Below are 21,825 nucleotides of genomic sequence, written 5' to 3' on the forward strand. Positions count from 1 at the left end.
TCGTTTAGGAAGCATAGTTAGCATGTTTGATTGGATTGCAGATCCCAATGCCTGGCTGGCACTGGGTACGCTGACGATTCTGGAGATCGTCCTCGGTATCGATAATATTATTTTCCTCTCTCTGGTAGTCGCCAAGCTCCCTAAACATCAACAGAATGCCGCTCGCCGTATAGGGCTAGCTGGCGCGATGTTAATGCGTCTGGGTCTGTTGGCTTCGATTGCCTGGGTTATCCGCCTGACCACACCGCTGTTTACCCTGATGGACCACAGCTTCTCTGCCCGCGATTTGATCCTGCTGTTTGGTGGCCTGTTCCTGTTGTGGAAATCCAGCATGGAGATCCATGAAACCATCGAGGGGGGCGACGCGGAGCATAATACGAATGTGCATTCCTTTATTGGTGCCATCGTGCAGATTATGCTGCTGGATATTATCTTCAGCCTCGACTCGGTGATCACCGCCGTCGGCCTGTCTGACCATCTGATTATTATGATGGCCGCGGTAGTGATTGCTGTTGGCGTGATGATGTTCGCTGCTAAATCGATTGGTGACTTCGTTGAGCGCCATCCTTCAGTGAAAATGCTGGCGCTGGCATTCCTGATTTTAGTCGGCTTTACGCTGATGCTGGAAAGCTTCAACGTGCATGTTCCTAAAGGCTATATCTATTTTGCCATGTTCTTCTCTATGGCCGTTGAATGCCTGAACCTGATGCGTTCTAAAAAGAAACCCGCCTGACCTGTTGCTGGCCGGATCGCCCGGCCAGCAAACCTTCCTGAAGTATCATCTTACGAAAAATGTCAATGGCCCGACGTGCTCGCCGCACATTTTCGGACATCTACTACTGCGTCTGTGACTAAAATGCGTTATTAATAAACGTACCAGTATTCAGTAGCAGGCCTTAAGGGAGCGAAGTATGAAGTATATGTTTGGCGCAGCGGCGCTTATGTTGGCCTTATTGGTCAGCGGGTGTAGCAGCGATTATGTGATGGCGACCAAGGAAGGCAATATGATCATGACCCAGGGAAAACCTGAGATAGATAAAGACACCGGCCTGGTAAAATACACTGACCGCTCTGGCCACGAGTTACAGATCAACGGTGATGATGTTTCCTCAATCGTTGAACGCTAAGTCAAATTAAGCCACCTTCTGCACTCCGTAGGTGGCTCAGTCCGCATTTCCCGATAAATCCCCTCTTCCCCCTGTCGCTTACGGCGGTTATAGTCAAATGCCGGACCTGAGCACGTACCGCGGGGCTATGCACCTCATTGCAGGCCGTTCTTCAGGTTCCAGACCTTCTAATAATGTAAAAAGGAAGCCGGCACATGCACTATCACCGTATCCCCCACAGCACCCTGGAAGTCAGTAGTCTGGGATTGGGAACCATGACGTTTGGTGAGCAGAACAGCGAAGCCGACGCCCATGCGCAGTTAGATTTAGCCCTCCGCTCCGGTATTAACCTTATTGATACCGCCGAGATGTATCCGGTTCCTCCGCGTCCGGAAACCCAGGGTTTAACCGAAAAATACATTGGCAGCTGGCTTCAGGCCCGCGGCAATCGTGACAAAATCATCCTTGCTTCCAAAGTGGCCGGCCCGGTGCGTGGCGCGGATGCTTCTATTCGCCCAAATCAGGCGCTTGATCGTAAAAATATCCGCGAAGCGCTGGATGCCAGCCTCAAGCGGTTGAATACCGATTATCTGGACTTGTATCAGCTGCACTGGCCACAGCGCCAGACCAACTACTTCGGCAAGCTGAACTATGAATACAGCGACGCAACGGCAACGGTCACGCTGCTGGAAACCCTGGAAGCGCTGAACGAACAGGTTCGTGCGGGTAAAATCCGTTATATCGGCGTCTCTAACGAAACCCCTTACGGCGTGATGCGCTACCTGCAGCTGGCTGAAAAGCACGAGCTGCCGCGCATTGTCAGCATTCAAAACCCTTACAGCCTGCTGAACCGCAGCTTTGAAGTGGGTCTGGCAGAAATCAGCCATCTTGAAGGCGTTGAGCTGCTGGCTTATTCAAGCCTGGCGTTTGGTACGCTGAGCGGGAAGTACCTGAATGGGGCGAAGCCTGAGGGCGCTCGCAATACCTTATTCAGCCGTTTCACCCGTTACAGCGGTGAGCAGGCTCAGCTGGCGATTGCAGAATACGTGGCGCTGGCGAAAAAACACGGTCTGGATCCTTCACAGATGGCGCTGGCCTTTGTTCGTCAGCAGCCGTTTGTTGCCAGTACCTTGTTAGGTGCCACCACGCTGGAACAGCTGCAGATCAATATCGACAGCTATAATCTGACGCTGGATGAAGAAGTGCTGCAGGGACTGGAAGCGATTCATCGTCGTTACACCTTCCCTTCACCCTAAAAAAAACAGCGGCGGGAGTCATTCCGCCGCTGTTCTTCAACTGGGTAACAGCCCCTAAATTTTCATTCCTGCCTTGTCAGTTACTGAGCTGTTCGCTTCTGCCGTTTCTGAGCCAACTGCCATCCCCACAAGACCGCAATCGCCAGCGCAAACAGCGCGCCAAATCCTACGCCTGTTGCTACCGGCGGTGCGCCCAGTTTGATCGCTATCGTGTACAGTCCAAGCATCAGCAGCATCGCGCTGTTCTCGCCAAGGTTCTGAACCGCTATCGCATTCCCCGCGCCAACGCTCTCTTTCCCGCGCATCTGCAGCAATGCGTTCAGCGGCACCACAAAGAAGCCGCCTAACATGCCGAGTACAATCAGCAGACCGTAAGCGCCCGTGGTGGTGTGCTGCAAAGAGAAAAGAACCACCGCAACGCCAATCAGTACGCCAGCAGGCATACAGCGGCCAACGTTCTTCAACGTCACCAGCTTAGCGGCCGCGCCTGCGCCAAACACAATCCCGATCGCTACCATGGCATTCAGCAGGGTAGGTGTGGTGTTATCCGTAATACCCAGCGCCGCCGGAACCCAAAGCACCAACAGGAAGCGCAGAGTGACGCCCGCGCCCCAAAACAGGCTGGTGCCCACTAACGAGAAGCGGGTTTCGCCATCCCGCCACAGCACACGGCAGGCGCTGAAGAAGCTGGCCGACATTTTTGCCGGATGCCACGACTGCCCGGGTCTGGCCGCCATGAGTTTCGGGATCAGTGTATTGGCTGCTACCGCAAGACCGTAAGCCACCACACAGGCAATCAAAGCCGCCGTCAGATTCCAGTCAGCCAGTACGCCACCCGCTATCGAACCGAGCAGAATGGCAGCAATGGTGGATGACTCCATCAGGCCGTTGGCTTTCACCAGCGTATCACCACCGGAAATCTCCCCCAGAATGCCATATTTGGCCGGGGAATAAGCTGCTGCGCCAATGCCAACCAGGCTGTAGCCAACAAAGGGGTTGAAGCCAAAACAGATGGTAAGCGCACCCAGCAGCTTCAGGCCGTTCGAGAACATCATCACCCGGCCTTTCGCGAAACTGTCCGCCATCTGGCCGACAAACGGGGCCAGAATGATGTAAGTCGCCACAAAGACCATCTGCAGCACCGGCTGGCTCCAGTCGGGGTAAACCTGCTGTTTCAGCACCGCCAGCGTGGCAAACAGCAGCGCATTATCACCAAAAGCAGAAAGGAACTGGGCGGCAATTACCGCCATCATCCCTTTCGACATCAGCCCTTGCGGGCTGGCGGGGTTACTCATTCGTGTTCTCCGGGTTTTCGGCCATGCTGCGCAGGGTGACAAAATCAGGTTTACCGCTGCCGAGTACAGGTAGCTGTTTCAGGAAGCGAATATCTCTTGGTACCGCCAGTTCCGGGCTGCCCAGTTCGCGGGCGGCTTTCTGCAGCTGATCGCGGGCCAGTTCGCTGTCAGTAGTAAACAGCACCAGCGCTTCACCCCGGTTACCGTCAGGCTTCATAGAGGCGGCATGTTGCTTCTCTGGCGACGCTTTTAGCGCCAGTTGCTCCACGGTTTCCAGCGACACCATTTCACCGGCAATTTTAGCGAAGCGCTTCACGCGGCCCTGGATCTGGCAGAAGCCATGATCGTCAAAGGTGACGATATCGCCAGTGTCATACCAACCGGCTTCCATCTGCCCTTCACCATTATCGGCCTGAGGGGCTTCCAGCACGCCAGGGTTCTCGACCCGCAGATAGCCTTTCATAATGTTTGGGCCGCGCAGTTGCAGCAAGCCGCCCTGCTCGATTCCCGGCACCGAGATCAGACGTGAATCCATCCCCGGCAGAATGCGCCCAACGGTATGATTTTTCGCTGCCATCGGCACGTTTATCGCCACCACTGGCGCGCACTCGGTCACCCCGTAGCCTTCCAGAATGCGGATGCCGAATTTGTCCATCCAGGTCTGACGCGTGCCTTCCTGTAATTTTTCCGCCCCTGCCACGACATAACGCAACCGGCCAAAATCATACGGATTGGCAAAACGCGCGTAATTGCCAAGGAAGGTGGATGTCCCAAACAACACCGTGCAGTTACGGTCATAAACCAGCTCTGGCACGATGCGATAATGCAGCGGGCTTGGGTAGAGGAAGACCTGTGCGCCGGTCATCAACGGGGTAAAGAGTCCCACCGTCAGACCGAATGCATGGAACAGCGGCAGAGCGGCCATAAAGCGATCGCGTGGAGTAAAATCCGCTACCGTTCTGATCTGCTCAACGTTTGCCAGCAGGCTTTTATGCGAGTGCACAACGCCTTTCGGATTGCCTTCCGAACCGGAGGTAAACAGCACCATCGCCGCATCTTCCGGCTGTTGTTTAACTTCAGCCTGACGGGGCAGCAGCAGATGGCGAAGGATCCACAGCTTGTCCTGAGTCGTGACGGTGTCTTTCAGATCCTCAAGGAAGATCCACTTAACCTGGGTTATCTCTTCCGGCAGATGCCAGAGCTTTCCTTTGTCCAGGAACTGGCGGGAGGTGAAGACTGTTTTCACTTCAGCGGCTTTCAGCGCGCTGCTCACCCCTTTCACGCCAGCGGTGTAGTTCAACATCGCCGGAATACGCCCACGCATGGAGGCGCCAAGGATCGCCGCAGCAGTCACCGTTGCGTTTGGTAACAGCAGGCCGATGTATTCTCCGGGAGCGGTATAACGCTCCAGAATACGCCCAACGCCCAGTGATTTTTTCAGCAGGCCGGTATAGCTGTCCGGCTTGAAGTTAACGTCTTCAATGGCCGGTTTGAAATAGCCATAACGGGTGCGCGCAGAGAGAAAGGCCTGATACAGCGTTTCCCTTGGGCGCACCGCCATCCGGGCTTCCATCATGATGTGATGCAAATGTTCGCCCGCCAGCTTGCGGCGATCGCGCGCTTTCAGCGCTTCAGGCATCGGGATGGTGGTGGCAGGCAACACGTTCAGGGTAATGCGGGGGAACAGGCGGCGTTTAAATACGCCAGCCAGGCGACCGAAAGGCGAATATTCAGCCCCTTCAATGCGCAGGGGAACCACGGTAGCTTGAGATTTCGCGGCAACGAACCCAGCACCGTCGTAGATTTTCATCAGGGAGCCGGTCACGGTGATACGCCCTTCCGGGAAAATGACCACCGGGCGGCCCTGGCCAATCATCCTCACCAGATGCTTCAACGACATCGGTTTGGTTGGGTCCAGCGGCACAAAATCAACGAATTGACTCACCCAGCGCATGTACCAGTGCTGACTGATAGAAGAGTAAACGGCAAACACCGGTTTAACCGGGAGAAAAACCGCCAACAACACCCCGTCCAGAAACGACATGTGGTTGGGCACTATCAGCACTTTTTCTTTATATAATCCAGCAAGATCGCCGTTCAGGCTGGTGCGAAAGCACAGACGAAAAAGCAGACGGAAAAAAGAAAATAACATGCCAGCTCCTTAGCATAAAAAAGTTGGCTATAACGATGCAGGATATAGCGTCACAACTCAATGCTCTGCTGGCAAAATAGTCTCATTTTCCCGGTTACTGTGACTGACTCAGCGACTTATCCTGCCAGCCGCCGCCCAGTGCGGCTATCAGCTCCACGCTGGCTACCCACTGCGTGCTTTGCAGTGTCAGCAGGCTTTGCTGTGAACTGAGGCTGGTGTTCTCGGTAGTCGCCACATCCAGATAATCAATCATCCCGGCCTGATACTGGTTATAGGTGACGCGTGCGGACTCTTTCGCTGCGTCTGTCGCCCGCTGCTGCGCCAGCATTTCGTCCTGCAAGGTGTTCAGCTCAACCAGATAGTTTTCCACTTCCTGGAAGCCGGTCAACACGGCCTGGCGATAGCTGGCCACATCCGCATCATAAGCCGCGCGGGCTTGATCCACCTTCGAGGACGTCGCGCCAAAGTCCAGCAGCGTGCCGCTCAGCTCTGGCCCTAATGACCAGACGCGGTTCGGTAAGGAGAGCAGATTGCTGAACGTCGAGCTGGAAAAGCCGCCGGTAGCGCTCAGCGTCAGGTCAGGATAGTAACCGGCAATCGCCACACCCACCGCTGCATTCGCGGAAGCCACGTTACGTTCGGCATAAGCGATATCAGGGCGGCGCTGCAGCAGTTCAGACGGCAGCGCCGAAGGAATGGCTGGCAGGGTTGCCGTCAGCGGCGCGGCGGCCAAACTGAATTCCGCTGGCGTTTTGCCGATCAGCATCGCAATAGCATGTTCGGTCTGCGCACGCTGCCAGCTGAGATCCAGCGCGGAAGCACGGGCGCTTTCCAGTTGGGCCTGAGCCTGGGCCAGCGTGGCACGGGATTCGCTGCCAGCCTGGTATTTGTTGTTGATCACCTTCAGGTAGCGCTGATAGGCGTCCACACTCTGCTGATACAACGCGATCTGTTGATCCGCAATCCGCAGTTGGAAATAGTCCTGTGCCAGTTCGGACTGCGCGCTAAGGGTGATGTTAGCTAACTCGGCAGCACTGGCCTGCGCGCTGGCTTGGTTCTCTTCCAGCGTTCGGCGCAGCTTGCCCCAGATATCCACCTCCCAGCTGGCGCTGGCTTCCAGCGAATGGCTATTGCTGACTGTCCGGCCCGAGCCGGTTGTGGTGTTGCCTGCGCTACCGCTTCGGGTAGAAGCACCGGTTCCGGTCACGCCTGGGAACAGATCGGAGCGAGACTCAGAGACCAGCGCCTTCGCCTGACGATATTGCGCTTCATACTGCGCGACGTTTTGGTTGGAAATCGACACCTGACGCAGTAAACCGGCCAGCGTTTCATCGTGGTAAACAGCCCACCATTCACCTTTACTTTCCGCATCCTGCGGGTTGGCCTGTTGCCAGCCTTTCGCTTCTTTATACTGGCTGGGCACATTGGCCGCAGGTTGGTGATAATCAGGCCCAACGGCACAGCCGCTCAGTAACAGCGCCAGCAAAACAGGAGTCAGTTTAGTCATTTTCATCAGAGTTATTCAGCATGACGCAGGCGGGCCCACTGGCGTTTCGTGGCACGGCTGGCGCGATCAAGGTAGAGGTACACCACCGGAGTGGTGAATAAAGTGAGCAGCTGGCTTAAGGCCAGGCCTCCGGCAATCGCCAGGCCCAGCGGGCTGCGTAAATCAGCATCTCCGCCGCTGCCCAACGCCAGGGGCAAGGCACCAAAGAAGGCGGCCAGCGTGGTCATCATAATCGGGCGGAAGCGCATCAGGCAGGCCTGAGTGATCGCCTGCTGCGGTGACAAGCCCTGCTTCCGCTCGGCTGCCAGCGCAAAGTCGATCATCATAATGGCGTTCTTTTTCACAATGCCGATCAACAGCAGAATGCCGATTAGCGCGATCACCGTCAGCTGCGTGTTGGTCAGCAGCATCAGCAGCAGCGCGCCAACGCCAGCCGAAGGTAAAGTGGAGAGGATAGTCAGGGGATGAATGTAGCTTTCATACAGCATCCCCAGCACGATATAGACTGCCGCCAGTGCCGCCAGAATCAGCCACGGCATCGAGGCGGACAGGTCAGCAAACGCCTTCGCCGTGCCCTGGAAACCGGCCTGAAGAGTATCAGGCAGCCCTATCTGCGCCATCGCCGTTTTGATCAGGGCTGAAGCCTGTTCCAGCGAAACGCCATCCGCAAGGTTAAACGCAATGGTGCTGGTGGCTGACTGGCCCTGATGCGCAACCGACAGCGGCGCATTGGCTCCGCTGAAGCTGGCAAAGGCCGAGATCGGCACCTGATCGCCCCGATCGTTGACCACGAACATTTTCTCAAGCATGTCCGGATCGCGGGTGTAAGCATCCTGCACCGACATCACCACATGATACTGGTTAAGCGTTTTATACAGCGTGGCGACCTGGCGTTGTGAAAAGGCATTGTTCAGCAGCGTGTCCAGCATGTTCACATCCACGCCGAGGCGTTTTGCCCGGTCGCGATCGATGTTGATCATCACTTCCTGGCCGCCCGTCTGAGCATCTGAGTCAACGCTGGTCAACTGCGGAATGGCTTCCAGCGCGGCTTTCACTTTCGGCGTCCAGATGCGCAAGGTCTCCAGATCGTCAGCCTGCAGGCTGTACTGATAGGATGCGTTGGCGCTACGTCCGCCAATATGAATATCCTGCGCGGCCATCAGGAACAGCTGAACGCCAGGAATAGCGGCGGATTTCCCGCTCAACCGGTTGGCGACTTCTGTTGCCGTGGCATCACGCTTGTCGAAGTCTTTCAGATGCACGAAGAAGTTGGCGGTATTGCGCGAACCAAACGCCCCGCTCCCCATCGAAGCCATCACACCATCCACCGCCGGGTCCTGCTCAATCATTTTGGCGAACTGCTGCAATTTCGGTTTCATCGCCTGATAGGAGACGTTCTGGTCTGCCCGCAGCATGCCCATCAACAGCCCGGTATCCTGGTTCGGGAAGAAGCCTTTCTGCACCACCGAATAGAGGAACACATTCAGCAGCACGGTCAGGATAAGACTGAACAGCGTCAAACGCTGATGACGCATCACCCAGTTCAGCGCCGTAGAATAAGAGGCCAGCAGTTTGTTCAGGCCATTTTCAATCCACTGATACACCGGGTGCGGGCGCTTAGCGGCCGGTCTGCGCTTGAGCAGCCTTGAACAGAGCATCGGCGTCAGGCTTAGCGACACCAGCATGGAGATAATCAGCGACACCGTCAGCGTTACCGCAAACTCGCGGAACAGACGCCCAACAATGCTGCCCATCAACAGGATCGGAATAAACACCGCCACCAGCGACAACGTCATCGACAGTACGGTGAAACTCACTTCGTGTGCGCCTTTCAGGGACGCGCGCACCGGGCTCAGCCCTTCCTCTATATAACGCGTGATGTTTTCCAGCACCACGATGGCATCATCCACCACAAACCCGGTGGCGATGATCAGCGCCATCAGCGACAGGTTATCCAGGCTGTAGCCGAGCATATACATCACGGCACAGGTGCCAATCAGCGACACCGGCAAGGCCAGAGCCGGGATTAATACCGCCTGCACATTGCGCAGGAACACAAATACCACGCCAATCACCAGCAGAACGGCAATCAACAACGTCTCTTCCGTGTCATACAAAGAGGCACGAACGTTAGGTGAACGGTCGACAACAATTTTCAGCGCCACATCCGCCGGGAGATCTTTCTCCAGTGCTGGCAACTGCGCTTTGATTGCATCGATGGTTTCCAGCATGTTAGCGCCAGCCTGACGGGTAACGCCGATCATCACCGAAGGCGTCTGGTTGTAATAACCGACGTTGTATTTGTCTTCCACCGAGTCATAAACGGTGGCGACATCACTGAGGTGGATCGCTTTTCCGTCCTGATAACTGACCACCAGCTTGCGGTAGTCACTGGCCTTATCGAGCTGACCGTTACTGTCCACGACCCAGGACTGATGCTCGCCCTGCAACATCCCTTTCGGCAGATTGGTGGTGCTGTTGGCTATCGCCTCACGCACGGTATCCATCGACACACCGAAATGGGTTAGCATTTGCGGTTGCAGATCGATCCTGACCGCAGGCAGCGCACTGCCCATCAGCGACACGTCACCCACGCCCTGCACCTGAGCAATCTTCTGGTCGATTTTGCTGTCGGCAATATCGTACAGCTCGCCGTTGGTTCGGGTCGTCGAGGTCAGCGCCAGCATCACGATGGGGGCATCGGACGGGTTCGCTTTGCGGTAAGTGGGCAACGAAGCCATGCTGCTCGGCAGCAGGCTGCGCGAGGCATTGATCGCTGCCTGCACATCGCGCGCGGCACCGTTAATGTCACGGCTCAGATCAAACTGCAGAATGATATTGCTCGACCCCGCCGAACTGCTGGAGGTCATCTCGGTGATCCCGGCGATCTGCCCCAGCGATCGCTCCAGCGGCGTGGCCACCGTGGCAGCCATGGTTTCCGGACTCGCGCCAGCCAGTTTTGCGGTCACCATAATCGTCGGGAAATCCACCTGCGGCAGCGGTGCCACGGGCAGCAGGCGGTAACCCAGCGCGCCCAGCAACAGCAGCGCCATGGTCAGCAGCAGCGTGGCAACCGGCCGGAAAATAAACAGCCGTGTGATATTCATCCGCGAACCTTACGCATTCTGCGGCGGGTACGCTCTGCCATGCGGTCGAACCACAGGTAGATTACCGGCGTGGAGAAGAGCGTCAGGACCTGGCTGAAGATCAGCCCACCGACAATCACCAGGCCCAGCGGCTGGCGCAGTTCAGCGCCCGATCCAGAGGCCAGCATCAGCGGCAGAGCGCCAAGCAGAGCCGCCATCGTGGTCATCAGAATCGGTCTGAAACGCAGCAGACAGGCCTGATGAATCGCCTCTCGCGGGCTGAGGTGTTGAGTCTTCTCCGCCTCCAGCGCAAAGTCGATCATCATAATGGCGTTCTTTTTCACAATGCCGATCAGCAGGATCACCCCGATCAGGGCGATCAGGCTGAACTCGGTTCCCGACAGCAGCAGCGTTAACAGCGCGCCAACCGCTGCGGACGGCAGGGTGGAAAGGATGGTGACCGGATGGATAAAGCTTTCATAGAGAATGCCCAGCACCACATACATGGTCAGCAGCGCAGCGAGGATCAGCCACAGCGTATTGCTGGTTGCGCTCTGGAACGCGGCGGTTTCCCCCTGGTAGCGCAGAGTGATGCTGGAAGGCTGCGCCAGGCTTTGCTGGGTTTCAGCAATCGCTTTCTGGGCATCTTCCAGCGAATAGCCGTCACTCAGGTTAAAGGAAACGGTCACCGCCGGGAATTGGTTCAGCCGCATATGCGTCAGCGAACCAATGCGCTGATGGATTTTGGCAATCGACGTCAGCTTCACCATGCCAGTAGTGCTGGTGGAGCTGTCGCTGGTTGACGTCGTACTCGTAGAGTCCGAGTCAGAGTCCGAAGCAGTACTGCTGGTTGTGGTGCTGGCAGGCGCCAGATAAATGTCATCAAACGAGGCCGGAGACTGCTGGTATTTCGGTGCCACTTCCAGCACCACGCGATACTGATTCGACTGGGTAAAAATGGTCGACACCAGCCGCTGGCCGAAGGCGTTATACAACGCGGTATCTACGTCCGCCGCGGTTATGCCGTAACGTGCTGCCGCATCGCGGTTCAATTCAACGTAGGCCACCTGTCCCTGATCCTGCAGATTACTGACCACCGAGCTGAACTCCGGCCGTTTTTTCAGCGCCGCCACCAGTTGAGGTGACCAGCTCACCAGGTTTTCACTGTCTGCATCATCCAGCGAGAACTGATACTGATCCGGCGTGACCTGATCGTTCACCGTCAGATCCTGCGAAGCCTGCAGATACAGCTGAATGCCCGGCACGCTTTCTGTCGCCTGTTTCAGTTCTGCAATGACCGCCTCTGCACGCTCATCACGCTGGTCAAATGACTTAAGGTTAATCTGCAGACGTCCGCTGTTCAGGCTGGTATTGGTGCCGTCAATGCCGATGGTGGAAGAGAGGCTCTCCACCGCCGGGTTTTTCAGTACGATGGCCGCCAGCGCTTGCTGCCGCTTAGCCATTTCACTGAAAGAGATATCCTGCGAAGCGACCGTCACGCCCTGAATCAGCCCGGTATCCTGGGAGGGGAAGAAGCCTTTGGGGATCACCACATACAGCAAACCGGTAAAGACCAGCGTAGCCAGCGCCACCAGCAACGTCAGACGCTGATGGTTGAGGACAATGGTCAGCAGGCGATCGTAACCCGCAATAAGTTTGTCAAAGACCTGCCCGCCTTTACGGTAAAAGCGGCTTTGCCGCTCTTCCGGGATATGGCGCAGTAAATAAGCGCACAGCATCGGCGTCAGGGTCAGTGAAACCACCATGGAGACCAGAATCGACACGGCCAGGGTAATCGCAAATTCGCGGAACAGCCGCCCTACCACATCGCCCATAAACAGCAGCGGGATCAGGACTGCAATCAGCGAGAAGGTCAACGAGATGATGGTGAAGCCAATCTGTGAAGACCCTTTCAGCGCGGCCTGCATCGGGGTTTCCCCGTTCTCAAGCCGTCGGGAAATGTTCTCCACCACCACTATTGCATCATCTATCACGAAGCCGGTGGCAATGGTCAGCGCCATCAGCGACAGATTGTTCAGGCTGAAGTCGGCCAGGTACATCACGCCAAAGGTGCCCACCAGCGAAAGCGGCACGGCAATGCTGGGGATCAGCGTGGCGGCCACGTTGCGCAGGAACAGGAAGGTGACCATAACCACCAGCGCAATCGACAGCATCAGTTCAAACTGCACGTCGCTGATGGAAGCACGAATGGTCTGCGTCCGGTCGGAGAGGATCTGAACTTTCACACCGTCCGGCAGCGCGGCCTGAAGCGTTGGCAGCTGGGCTTTGATCGCATCCACAACCGAGATCACGTTGGCACCAGGCTGGCGCTGCACGCTGATCACGATCGCCGGGGAGTTATTGGCCCAGGCTGACTGATAGGTGTTTTCCGCCGCTTCCTGGATAGTGGCGATGTCATGCAGCCTGAGCGCGGAGCCGTTCTGATAGGTGAGGATCAGGTTGCCATACTCTTCTGCCGTACGCAGCTGGTCGTTAGCATCGATGGTGACGGAGTGATACTGGCCGTCAAAGCCGCCTTTTGAGCCATTAACGTTGCTGTTGCCGATCAGCGTATTAACGTCTTCCAGCGTCAGCCCGTGTGCGGCCAGCGCTTTTGGGTCCATTTGCACGCGGATCGCAGGCTGATGTCCGCCCGCCAGCGTAACCATACCCACGCCGGAAATCTGTGAAAGCTTCAGCGCCACGCGGGTGTTCACCAGATCCTGCACTTTGATCAATGGCAGCGTATTCGAACTCGCCGCCAGGGTGATCACTGCGGTGTCTGCCGGGTTAACTTTTTTGTAGGTCGGCGGGTTAGGCAAATCGGAAGGTAACAGGCTGTCTGCCGCGTTGATCGCCGCCTGCACTTCCTGCTCGGCCACATCCAGCGACAGGTCGAGGGAGAACTTCAGGGTGATCACCGAAGAGCCGCTGGAGCTGCTGGAGGCCATCTGGCTCAGGCCAGCCATCTGCCCAAGCTGACGCTCCAGCGGCGCAGTAACCGACGAAGCCATCACGTCTGGGCTGGCGCCAGGATAGAGCGTGGTCACCTGAATGGTCGGATAATCCACCTGCGGCAGCGCCGAGGTGGAGAGAAAGCGGTAAGCGAAGATCCCGGAGAGCAGCACCGCTACCATCAGCAGAATGGTGGCTACCGGACGTTCGATAAAGATACGCGAAGGATTCATTGCGCTTTCGCGCTCCCGCTGGCGGTTTTCGTTTCAGCGGCGGTAATCACTTTCACTTTGCTGCCGCTGCTCAGGCGATCGATCCCTTCAGTCACCACTTGTTCACCGGTGCTGACACCGGAAAGAATAGCCTGCTGCGTTTCACCCAGCGTTGGGCCAGTCTTCACTTCTTTGCGCGTCACGGTCTGATCTTTATTGATGACGTAGACAAAGCTGCCGTCACTGCTCAGTTGCAGAGCCTGCGCCGGGATAACGGTTGCCTGCTTCAGCGTGCCGGTTTGCAGGCGCAGGTTAACAAACTGATTCGGGTACAGGGCTTCGTCCTGGTTGGCAAACAGCGCTTTCAGCTCCACCGAGCCGGTGCTGGTATCAATCTGGTTGCTGATAAACTGGACGTTGCCGCTGGCCAGTTCAGCATTGCCATCCTGATCTAACGCGGTAGCGGGCAGGCTCTGGCCGTTGTGCAGCGACTTCAACAAGGTTGGAATGTTGTTCTGCGGCACGCTAAAAGTGACGGCAGCAGGTTGAGTCTGGGTGATGGTCACAATCCCGGTAGTGTCGGTGGTGTGCACCATATTGCCCGCATCGACCAGGCGCAAACCGGCGCGACCCGCAATCGGGGAGGTAATTTTAGCGAACTCAAGGTTCAGCTTAGCGGCGGCAATCTGTGCCTCATCGGCTTTAATCGTCCCTGCATACTGGCCGACGGTGGCAATCTGCGTGTCCAGATCCTGGCGAGCCAGCGAGTCCTGAGCAAACAGCTTACGGTAGCGTGCCAGCGTCAGTTCGGCACTTTTCAGCAACGCCTGATTCTGGCTTAAATCGCCCTGATACTGCGCCAGCGTGGCCTGGTAACTGCGTGGATCGACCTGCGCCAGCACCTGCCCTGCTTCCACCTTTTGCCCCTCAGTGAACAACACCTTCGTCAATTGCCCATCAACCCGGCTGGTGACCGTCACCGTTGAGTTAGCCACCACGGTCCCCAATGCGGTCAGGTAGACCGGCACATCCGCCGTGGTGACTTCTCCGGCGTGAACCGGCGTAACCGCACCGGCCATCATCCCCGGGCCGCCTGGGCCCCGCATTCCGCCAGGGCCAGCCGTTTGTGCAGCGCCGTGCGGCCAGAAACGCCAGGCAAGCAGGGCAATGAGAATGACCAGAATCAGTAAAAGGATTTTTTTACGGCGGGGTGATGAGGTTTTCGCAGTCGTTGGGATCATGAGGCTCTGTTGAATCAGGTGAGGCAAAGGGGTCAACGAGGGCTGGAGCCCACGCCTGAAAAAAGTCAGGCCAGCAAAACTGGCCTGACGCTATTATGAGCGAGGGGTATGCGTTAATTCCATCCTCAGAGCGTAAGGATTTCGTAAGGAAATCAAGGAAATCATGATCTCCAGCGCTAAGTCAGGTTGCTGCCCCGCAGCAGCCTGCAAAGAATTAGTCGCTGTGGGTGGAGTACAGCGCGTCCGGAGCCACATTCATATGCTTCAGCACCGGGCCAATGATGTTGCCAAACACTGGCGCGGCTACAGAGCCCCCGAAGTGGTCGCCTGCCGTTGGGTGGTTAATCATAATCACCAGCGCAACCTGAGGGTTACTCGCTGGGGCAACGCCTGCGGTGTAGTTGATATACCCGCCGTCGTATTTCCCGCTGTCACCCATTTTTTCTGCCGTCCCGGTTTTGATCGCCAGACGATAACCCGGCACCGCAGCCCGCACGCCACTGCCGCCCGGCAACGCATCGCTCTCCATCATATGCACCACAGATCGCACGGTTTCTTCATCAGCCACGCGCTGCCCGATAACCGGTGGAGTGACCTTGGTGATCGACACCGGGCGATAAACACCAAACGAACCGAGCGTGGCATATTCACGGGCAATCTGTAGCGGCGTCACTCGCAGGCCGTAACCGAAAGAGAAGGTCGCACGTTCAATATCAGCCCAGCGTTCACGGTGCAAAGGGAAGTAGCCCACGCTTTCGCCGGTCAAACCCAGCCCGGTTGGTTTACCCAACCCGAAGGAGTTGAAGGTTTTCACCAGCACTTCCGCAGGCATCGCCAGCGCAATATGGGAGACGCCGATATCGCTCGATTTTTGCAGAATGCCGGTCATGGTCAGACGCGGCCAGTGACCAACGTCGCGGATTAAGTGGCCGTTAACGCGGTATGGCGTGGTATCCAGCACCGAATCAGGACGAACCAGTTTACGGATCAACCCTTCCATTACCACCAGCGGCTTCACCGTTGAACCCGGTTCGTAGCTGTCGTTGATGGCGGTATTACGCATCTGGTTAGGCGAAACGTTGACGAAATTATTCGGGTTAAACGATGGGTAAGAGGCCATGCCCAGGATTTCACCGGTATCCACTTTGATCAGCACCGCGGCACCTGAGTCGGCCTTGTTGAGTAACACGCCGTCACGCAGTTTGGTGTACAGGGTGTACTGATCGAATTTATCGATACTGAGCTGCACGGTAGGTGGCTGGCGTGGCGGCTCATAATTGATCATCGCCACGATATTACCGTGGGCATCCTGGCGGTATTTTTCTACGCCCGGCGTGCCTTGTAAGACCTTATCAAAGCCCTTCTCCAGCCCGGTCAGTCCGGTGTTATCCGCGCCGACGATGCCCAGCAGCGGCCCGGTGGCATCGCTCATCGGGTAGAAGCGGCTGTCATCATACACGGTGCTGATCCCGGCGAGATGCAGCGTGGCAATATCTTTGGCGATGCCCAGTTCGATTTTGCGCCCCAGATACAGGAAGCGACGTTTCGGGTTAGCGTTGATCTGCTCAGCAATCTGCTCAGGGCGTTGATCCAGCGCGTGGGCCAGATATTCCCACTTGGCGCTGGTGAAATCGGGGTGCGCTTCCAGCACTCGTTGCGGGTCAGCAATAATATCGCGCGACGGAACGCTCAGCGCCAGAGCTTCGCCATTTCGGTCCAGCAGCGTGCCACGGTTGGTGGGAAGGGTGACGGTGCGCAGTGAGCGCTCATCCGCCTGCTTCTCCAGCATCGGATGATTTAACAGCTGTAAATTACCGACCCATATCAGCAGCAAAACCATACAGCCGAACACCCCGAGGCAGATCAGACGGAAACGGACAGGATGAAACGGTGATTTTGCCTGGTCTTTTGCCAGTATTTTCTTTAAGCGCGACATGGATCTTCTACTGATGAGGACAGGATAACTGACTGGGAGTTATACAAAAAATGCCGGAGAGATAACAGGGAAACTGTGTTTCAGATCATGATTGACCGGTGAAGGAAATAAGCGTTTTCCACGCAAATTCAGCAGGTTATCAAATCAACCCTGTTTTTCAGGCAAAAAAAACCTGCGCATCTGCGCAGGTCGGTGAAACAAAGCATAAATACTTTTTGATGTTCACCCATCAATACCTCTGGGACCTAGACTGTAGCAATCTGGCTGCTCTGGTCGCCAGCCTGCATTCGCAACAGTTCTCCGCAAACTGTAACCAGCTATGTGATTCTTAGGCACTTTTGCAATCTTTCGCCTTTTTGATCTCCACCAGGCAGCTCATCGCGTTTGGCCCCTGGGTTAATGAAGAGGTGCCAATGTCCAGCGTCAGCACGTTCGGGTTACCGGCGCGATCGTAAGGTTGCCAGGCTTGACCAAAACCAGGATCGAACCAGGCTCCGGTAGCAATCAGGACCACGCTTGGGCTGATGCCATCAGAAAGCCTGACGCCAGCCAGCATCCGGCCACGATCGTTACTGACGTCGATGACGTCCCCGTCCACAATGCCGCGTGTGGCAGCATCGTCAGGGTGCATCCACAGCGTTTCATGTCCGGCCGTTTTATTGGCCTGTACTGACGGCGTGGCATCCATCTGGCTGTGCAGGCGGTCGCTCGGCTGGATTGAGATCATATGCAGCGGGAAGCGCTGGCTGACTTCTGCCCCCAGCCACTCTTTCGGCGGCTGCCATTCAGGGTGCGGCGCAAAGTCCGGCAGCTGGTAACCGGCAATGGTTTCACTGAACAGCTCAATTTTTCCGCTGGCGGTTTTGATTGGATTGGCGAGCGGATCTTCGCGGAACTCTTCCATAAAGATAAAGGGCTTACCGCCCTGCGGCACTTCCACATGCCCTTCTCTCCAGAAGGTCTCGAACGCTGGCCAGTCAATGCCTTTGCGCTGATGGGCAACGGCACACTGCTGATAAAGATGTTCGATCCATTGCGCTTCATTACGGTTTTCGGTGAAGGTCTCGCGGTAGCCCAGACGATCGGCAAGGTCAGCAAAAATATCGAAGTCGTTACGGGCCTGATGCTGCGGTTTAATCGCCTGATGCATCGCCAACACGAAGCGGTCACGCGAAGATCCGCCGATGTCGTTACGCTCCAGAGTGGTGGTAACCGGTAACACGATATCGGCCATCTTCGCCGCTGGTGTCCAGACAATGTCCTGCACAATCACCGTATCAGGACGCTGCCAGCCTTCAACCAGACGATTAATTTGCTGATGATGGTGGAACGGGTTACCGCCCGCCCAGTGGATCAAATGAATATCCGGGTAGGTGTGCATCTGTCCCTGGAAGTGGTACGGCTCGCCAGGGTTGAGCAGCATATCGCTGATGCGCGCCACCGGGATAGCCTGGTCGGCAATAGGATTGACGCCGGTAGACATCATCGGTGCCGGACCTTCAATGCGCGGATTGCCGACGCTGTTCATCGAACCATGGCCGAAGGAGAAACCTGCGCCTGGTAAACCTGGTTGTCCCAGCATCGACGAGAGCGCAATCATCATCCAGTACGGCTGTTCACCCCGGTGCGCGCGCTGGACTGAATAGGAACAGGTAATAAAGCTGCGTTTGCCGATCAGCTGTTTCGCCAGTTGCTCAATACGCAGCGCTGGAATGCCGGTAATGTCGCTGGCCCATTGCGGCGTTTTAGGCGTGCCATCCGTTTCACCCAGCAGATAGCTGCGCAGTTGCGGATACCCCACGCAATGCGAGCTGAGGAAAGCGTTATCGACCGCGTTAAGACGTTCAATTTCAAAGCCCAACGCCAGCATTAGCGCAACGTCAGTATTCGGACGGATCGGGATCCACTCGGCGTTAACAAACGCCGGGCAGTCATCGCGCATTGGGCTGATATTGATCACCGTGGTGCCTTTGGCCGCCAGCTCAAGCAGCGCTGGCTTCAGGCTGTGCTGACCGGCTCCGCCCGAGGCAACCTGGCTGTTTTTCAGCGCCAGCCCGCCAAAGGCCAGAAAGATTTCGCAGTGTTCCACCACGTTTGGCCAGTCGGTTACTCTGCCCGTCAGCGGCATATAGGTGCCAATTACGTAAGGCAGGAAGAACTGTGCAGCGCCCCAGCTGTAGTTGCCTAACTGATCAATACCCCCGCCGCCGGTAAAGTAAAAGCGGCGGATCAGCGTGCGGGCATGGTTAACGCGGCCAGCCGAAGACCAACCGTATGAGCCGTTAAAAATAGCGGAGGGGCCGTAGCGATCGCGCACGCGGCGGTTTTCTTCTGCCACCAGATCCAGCGCGGTATCCCAGTCCACTTCGACAAAATCTTCGCGGCCACGCAGCGTACGATCGCTTTTCTCGCGAGATTTTAACCATGAGCGGCGCACCATCGGCTTCCTGATCCGTTGATCCGAATAGACCAGTTCCGGAATGCTGTTAAGCATCGGTGACGGGTCCTGATCGGCAAAAAACGGTTCACAGCGCAGCAGTTTCCCGTCTTCTACTACAGCCGTGAAGGCGCCCCAATGGGCAAGGTGCGGCACTCTTTTAAGGGTCATATGGCGGTCCGGCAGGCGAATGAGTCTTTTTTTGGAAAACCAGAATAGCCTTTTTTTGGAAAGCTGAATAGAAACACGCGATGCCCCCAGCCAGAATGGGCTGATTTATCCAGCTTTGCGACACCGCTGGCATTCTGTGTGCTTGAAGTAACAGGGATTTTCCGCAACACTGAACAGCTATGTAAACGCTTACCCTGAAAGGCTCTGACTGATGGCTACGATAAAGGATGTTGCCAGGCTCGCGGGCGTTTCCGTTGCAACGGTTTCCCGCGTGATTAACCACTCACCGAAAGCGAGTGAGGCGTCTCGCCTGGCCGTCAACAGCGCAATGGAAGAGCTGCAGTATCACCCGAACGCCAACGCACGCGCCCTGGCGCAACAATCAACCGAAACGATGGGGCTGGTAGTAGGGGATGTTTCCGACCCGTTCTTCGGCGCACTGGTGAAAGCGGTTGAACAGGTAGCCTATGAGACCGGCAACTTTTTACTGATTGGTAACGGTTACCATAACGAGCAAAAAGAACGGCAGGCCATCGAGCAATTAATTCGCCATCGCTGCGGCGCATTGGTGGTCCACACCAAGAAAATTCCCGATGCGGACCTGATTCCACTGATGAAGCAGATCCCCGGCATGGTGCTGATCAACCGTGCACTGCCTGGCTACGAGCAGCGCTGTATTGCGCTGGACGATCGCTACGGCTCCTGGCTGGCCACCCGCCATCTGATCCAGCAAGGTCACCAGAATATTGCTTATATCTGCTCAACCCACCCGATTTCCGATGCCGAAGATCGCCTGCAGGGGTATTACGATGCGTTAAAAGAGCACAACCTGCCGTGCAACGACCGTCTGGTTGCGCAGGGTGAGCCGGATGAAGTGGGCGGTGAGCAGGCAATGACCGAGCTGCTGGGCCGTGGCAAGCCGTTTACCGCCGTTGCCTGTTATAACGATTCGATGGCAGCCGGTGCGTTGGCCGTGTTGAGTGATAACGGCGTGCGGGTGCCGGAAGAGATGTCGCTGATGGGCTTTGATGACGTGCTGGTTTCGCGCTACGTCCGCCCTCGCCTGACCACCGTTCGCTACCCAATCATCACTATGGCACAGCAGGCTGCCGCGCTGGCACTGGCTTTAGCCAACAATCAGCCGCTGCCAGAAGTGACCAATTTGTTCAGCCCAACGCTGGTTCGCCGCCATTCCGTGGGGTCTCCGGGCTGACTACGGCTGTATCAACGACTGCTGATAAAGCCGTACAGATTTGTCCGGGTAGTCCAGCGCATCGCCGATAAAATGCCAGCCGAAGCGTTCGTAATAATCGGCACAGGCTGAGTAGAGGTACAGGTGTTTAAAGCCGCGCAAGCGGCTCTCTGCCATGACCCTTTGCTGCAGCTGCTCGCTCAATCCACGCCCGCGATAGCTTTCGTCAACGTAGAGCGAAGCCAGCCAGGGAAACAGATCCTGGCGGCTGATTAAGTCACAGCGCCACAATCCTACGGTTCCTACCGCACGGTCGTCGTCTACGGCGACCCAGGTCAACGGCAAGTCAGCACCGCTCAGGCTGCTGGCCATAATGCTGGCAAAGAAGGGCCGGCTATTTTCACTGCCAAAAGCCTGCCACAACCAGTCAGTGACCGTTTCGATATGGTCCTTAGCTTCCGCAAGCGGCACTATTTTTAGCGTACTCATACCAGCTTACCCTGAAAAATCGGCACTGATTCAAACAGATAACCATCAAAATCAGGTGCATCCGCGTCCGAAAGTTCCAGCAATGAGTTTTTCACATTCTCCAGGTGCTGCCACATCGCCTGCCACGATCCCATCACATCACGGCGGCGCAGTGCGGCGAGGATAGTTTGGTGATCGCCCAGCCATTTCAACCTATAGCTGCGGGTTTCAATATGGCTGCGCAGTTGCTGCCATAACGGGTTGTTTTCATGATGTCGCCAGATGCTGGTTACAGTATCCAGCAACATCTGGTTTTGCGTCGCACCGGCTAACAACAGATGAAAGATCTTATCGTTGTCCTGGCTGGCATCATTGATAGCAATCGCTTTTTGCTCCTGCTCAAGGATGCGCTTCAGGTTCTCAATATCCGCTTTCGTGGCCATTTTTGCCGCGAAAGCCGCAATATTGCTTTCCAGAAGTTGCCGCGCCTGCAGCATTTCAAACGGGCCAACATCGCTGCGGAAGAACGCTTCTTCTTCATTGCTGATTTCAGAAGGAATTCGCATCACGTAAACGCCGGAGCTTTGACGGATATCGACCGTCCCTTCCAGCTCAAGCATCAACAAAGCCTCGCGGACGATAGTGCGGCTGACGCCCCAGGTTTCGGCAATGTTTCGTTCCGGCGGAAGTCGTGAACCAACGGGATAATGACCGTCGAGAATTTGCTGGCGCAGATGCTGTCCGATTTCCTGATACTGCTTCTTCTCTTGCCCAGCCGCGCCCTTTTCCACGTATTCACCCTTAGCTTATT

The 21,825-nt window shown here is 56.3% G+C and carries 14 protein-coding genes; 4 read left to right on the forward strand and 10 right to left on the reverse strand.

Annotated features, from left to right (window positions below; genetic code table 11):
- The first annotated feature begins 22 nt into the window (after positions 1 to 22).
- From WCC56_RS21145 to WCC56_RS21155, 3 genes are all read left to right on the forward strand, one after another.
- Positions 23 to 733: a TerC family protein gene (locus WCC56_RS21145; protein WP_424694272.1), complete on the forward strand. Its 711-nt coding sequence runs from the start codon at positions 23 to 25 to the stop codon at positions 731 to 733.
- A gap of 178 nt (positions 734 to 911) precedes the next feature.
- A complete protein-coding gene (locus WCC56_RS21150; RefSeq protein WP_424694273.1) occupies positions 912 to 1,127 on the forward strand; it encodes a YgdI/YgdR family lipoprotein in 216 nt (71 codons plus the stop codon).
- Between the two features lie 194 nt (positions 1,128 to 1,321).
- Positions 1,322 to 2,362, forward strand: a complete 1,041-nt coding sequence (locus tag WCC56_RS21155) for an NADP(H)-dependent aldo-keto reductase (RefSeq protein ID WP_424694274.1) — start codon at positions 1,322 to 1,324, stop codon at positions 2,360 to 2,362.
- An 80-nt stretch (positions 2,363 to 2,442) separates the two neighbouring features.
- Here WCC56_RS21155 and lplT read toward each other — a convergent pair whose 3' ends face one another.
- The 8 genes from lplT to WCC56_RS21195 all read right to left on the reverse strand — a co-directional run bounded on the left by lplT (position 2,443) and on the right by WCC56_RS21195 (position 19,354).
- Positions 2,443 to 3,657, reverse strand: coding sequence for a lysophospholipid transporter LplT (gene lplT / locus WCC56_RS21160; RefSeq protein WP_424694275.1), 1,215 nt, complete (start codon positions 3,655 to 3,657; stop codon positions 2,443 to 2,445).
- On the reverse strand, positions 3,650 to 5,809 hold the full coding sequence (aas, locus tag WCC56_RS21165; protein ID WP_424694276.1) for a bifunctional acyl-ACP--phospholipid O-acyltransferase/long-chain-fatty-acid--ACP ligase: 2,160 nt from the start codon (positions 5,807 to 5,809) through the stop codon (positions 3,650 to 3,652). The genes lplT and aas overlap by 8 nt, the downstream gene beginning before the upstream one ends.
- A 94-nt stretch (positions 5,810 to 5,903) precedes the next feature.
- On the reverse strand, positions 5,904 to 7,322 hold the full coding sequence (locus tag WCC56_RS21170; protein WP_424694277.1) for an efflux transporter outer membrane subunit: 1,419 nt from the start codon (positions 7,320 to 7,322) through the stop codon (positions 5,904 to 5,906).
- Positions 7,323 to 7,327: 5 nt separating this feature from the next.
- Complete coding sequence (locus WCC56_RS21175; RefSeq protein ID WP_424694278.1) at positions 7,328 to 10,423, reverse strand: multidrug efflux RND transporter permease subunit; 3,096 nt, start codon at positions 10,421 to 10,423, stop codon at positions 7,328 to 7,330.
- On the reverse strand, positions 10,420 to 13,590 hold the full coding sequence (locus tag WCC56_RS21180; RefSeq protein ID WP_424694279.1) for an efflux RND transporter permease subunit: 3,171 nt from the start codon (positions 13,588 to 13,590) through the stop codon (positions 10,420 to 10,422). Before WCC56_RS21180 ends, WCC56_RS21175 begins: the two co-directional genes overlap by 4 nt.
- Complete coding sequence (locus WCC56_RS21185) at positions 13,587 to 14,810, reverse strand: MdtA/MuxA family multidrug efflux RND transporter periplasmic adaptor subunit (RefSeq protein WP_424694280.1); 1,224 nt, start codon at positions 14,808 to 14,810, stop codon at positions 13,587 to 13,589. The genes WCC56_RS21180 and WCC56_RS21185 overlap by 4 nt, the downstream gene beginning before the upstream one ends.
- A 214-nt stretch (positions 14,811 to 15,024) precedes the next feature.
- Positions 15,025 to 16,746: a penicillin-binding transpeptidase domain-containing protein gene (locus WCC56_RS21190; protein WP_424694281.1), complete on the reverse strand. Its 1,722-nt coding sequence runs from the start codon at positions 16,744 to 16,746 to the stop codon at positions 15,025 to 15,027.
- 328 nt (positions 16,747 to 17,074) lie between these two features.
- Entirely contained in the window at positions 17,075 to 19,354 is a 2,280-nt protein-coding gene (locus WCC56_RS21195; RefSeq protein WP_424694282.1) for a molybdopterin guanine dinucleotide-containing S/N-oxide reductase, read from the reverse strand.
- Between the two features lie 211 nt (positions 19,355 to 19,565).
- Here WCC56_RS21195 and galR point away from each other — a divergent pair, with 211 nt between their 5' ends.
- Complete coding sequence (gene galR, locus WCC56_RS21200) at positions 19,566 to 20,567, forward strand: HTH-type transcriptional regulator GalR (RefSeq protein ID WP_424694283.1); 1,002 nt, start codon at positions 19,566 to 19,568, stop codon at positions 20,565 to 20,567.
- Here galR and WCC56_RS21205 read toward each other — a convergent pair whose 3' ends face one another.
- Positions 20,568 to 21,035, reverse strand: a complete 468-nt coding sequence (locus WCC56_RS21205; RefSeq protein WP_424694284.1) for a GNAT family N-acetyltransferase — start codon at positions 21,033 to 21,035, stop codon at positions 20,568 to 20,570. It lies immediately after the preceding gene.
- Entirely contained in the window at positions 21,032 to 21,805 is a 774-nt protein-coding gene (locus WCC56_RS21210; protein ID WP_424694285.1) for an FCD domain-containing protein, read from the reverse strand. The genes WCC56_RS21205 and WCC56_RS21210 overlap by 4 nt, the downstream gene beginning before the upstream one ends.
- Between the last annotated feature and the right edge of the window lie 20 nt (positions 21,806 to 21,825).

This window comes from Erwinia sp., assembly GCF_049696395.1.
GTDB lineage: Bacteria > Pseudomonadota > Gammaproteobacteria > Enterobacterales > Enterobacteriaceae > Erwinia.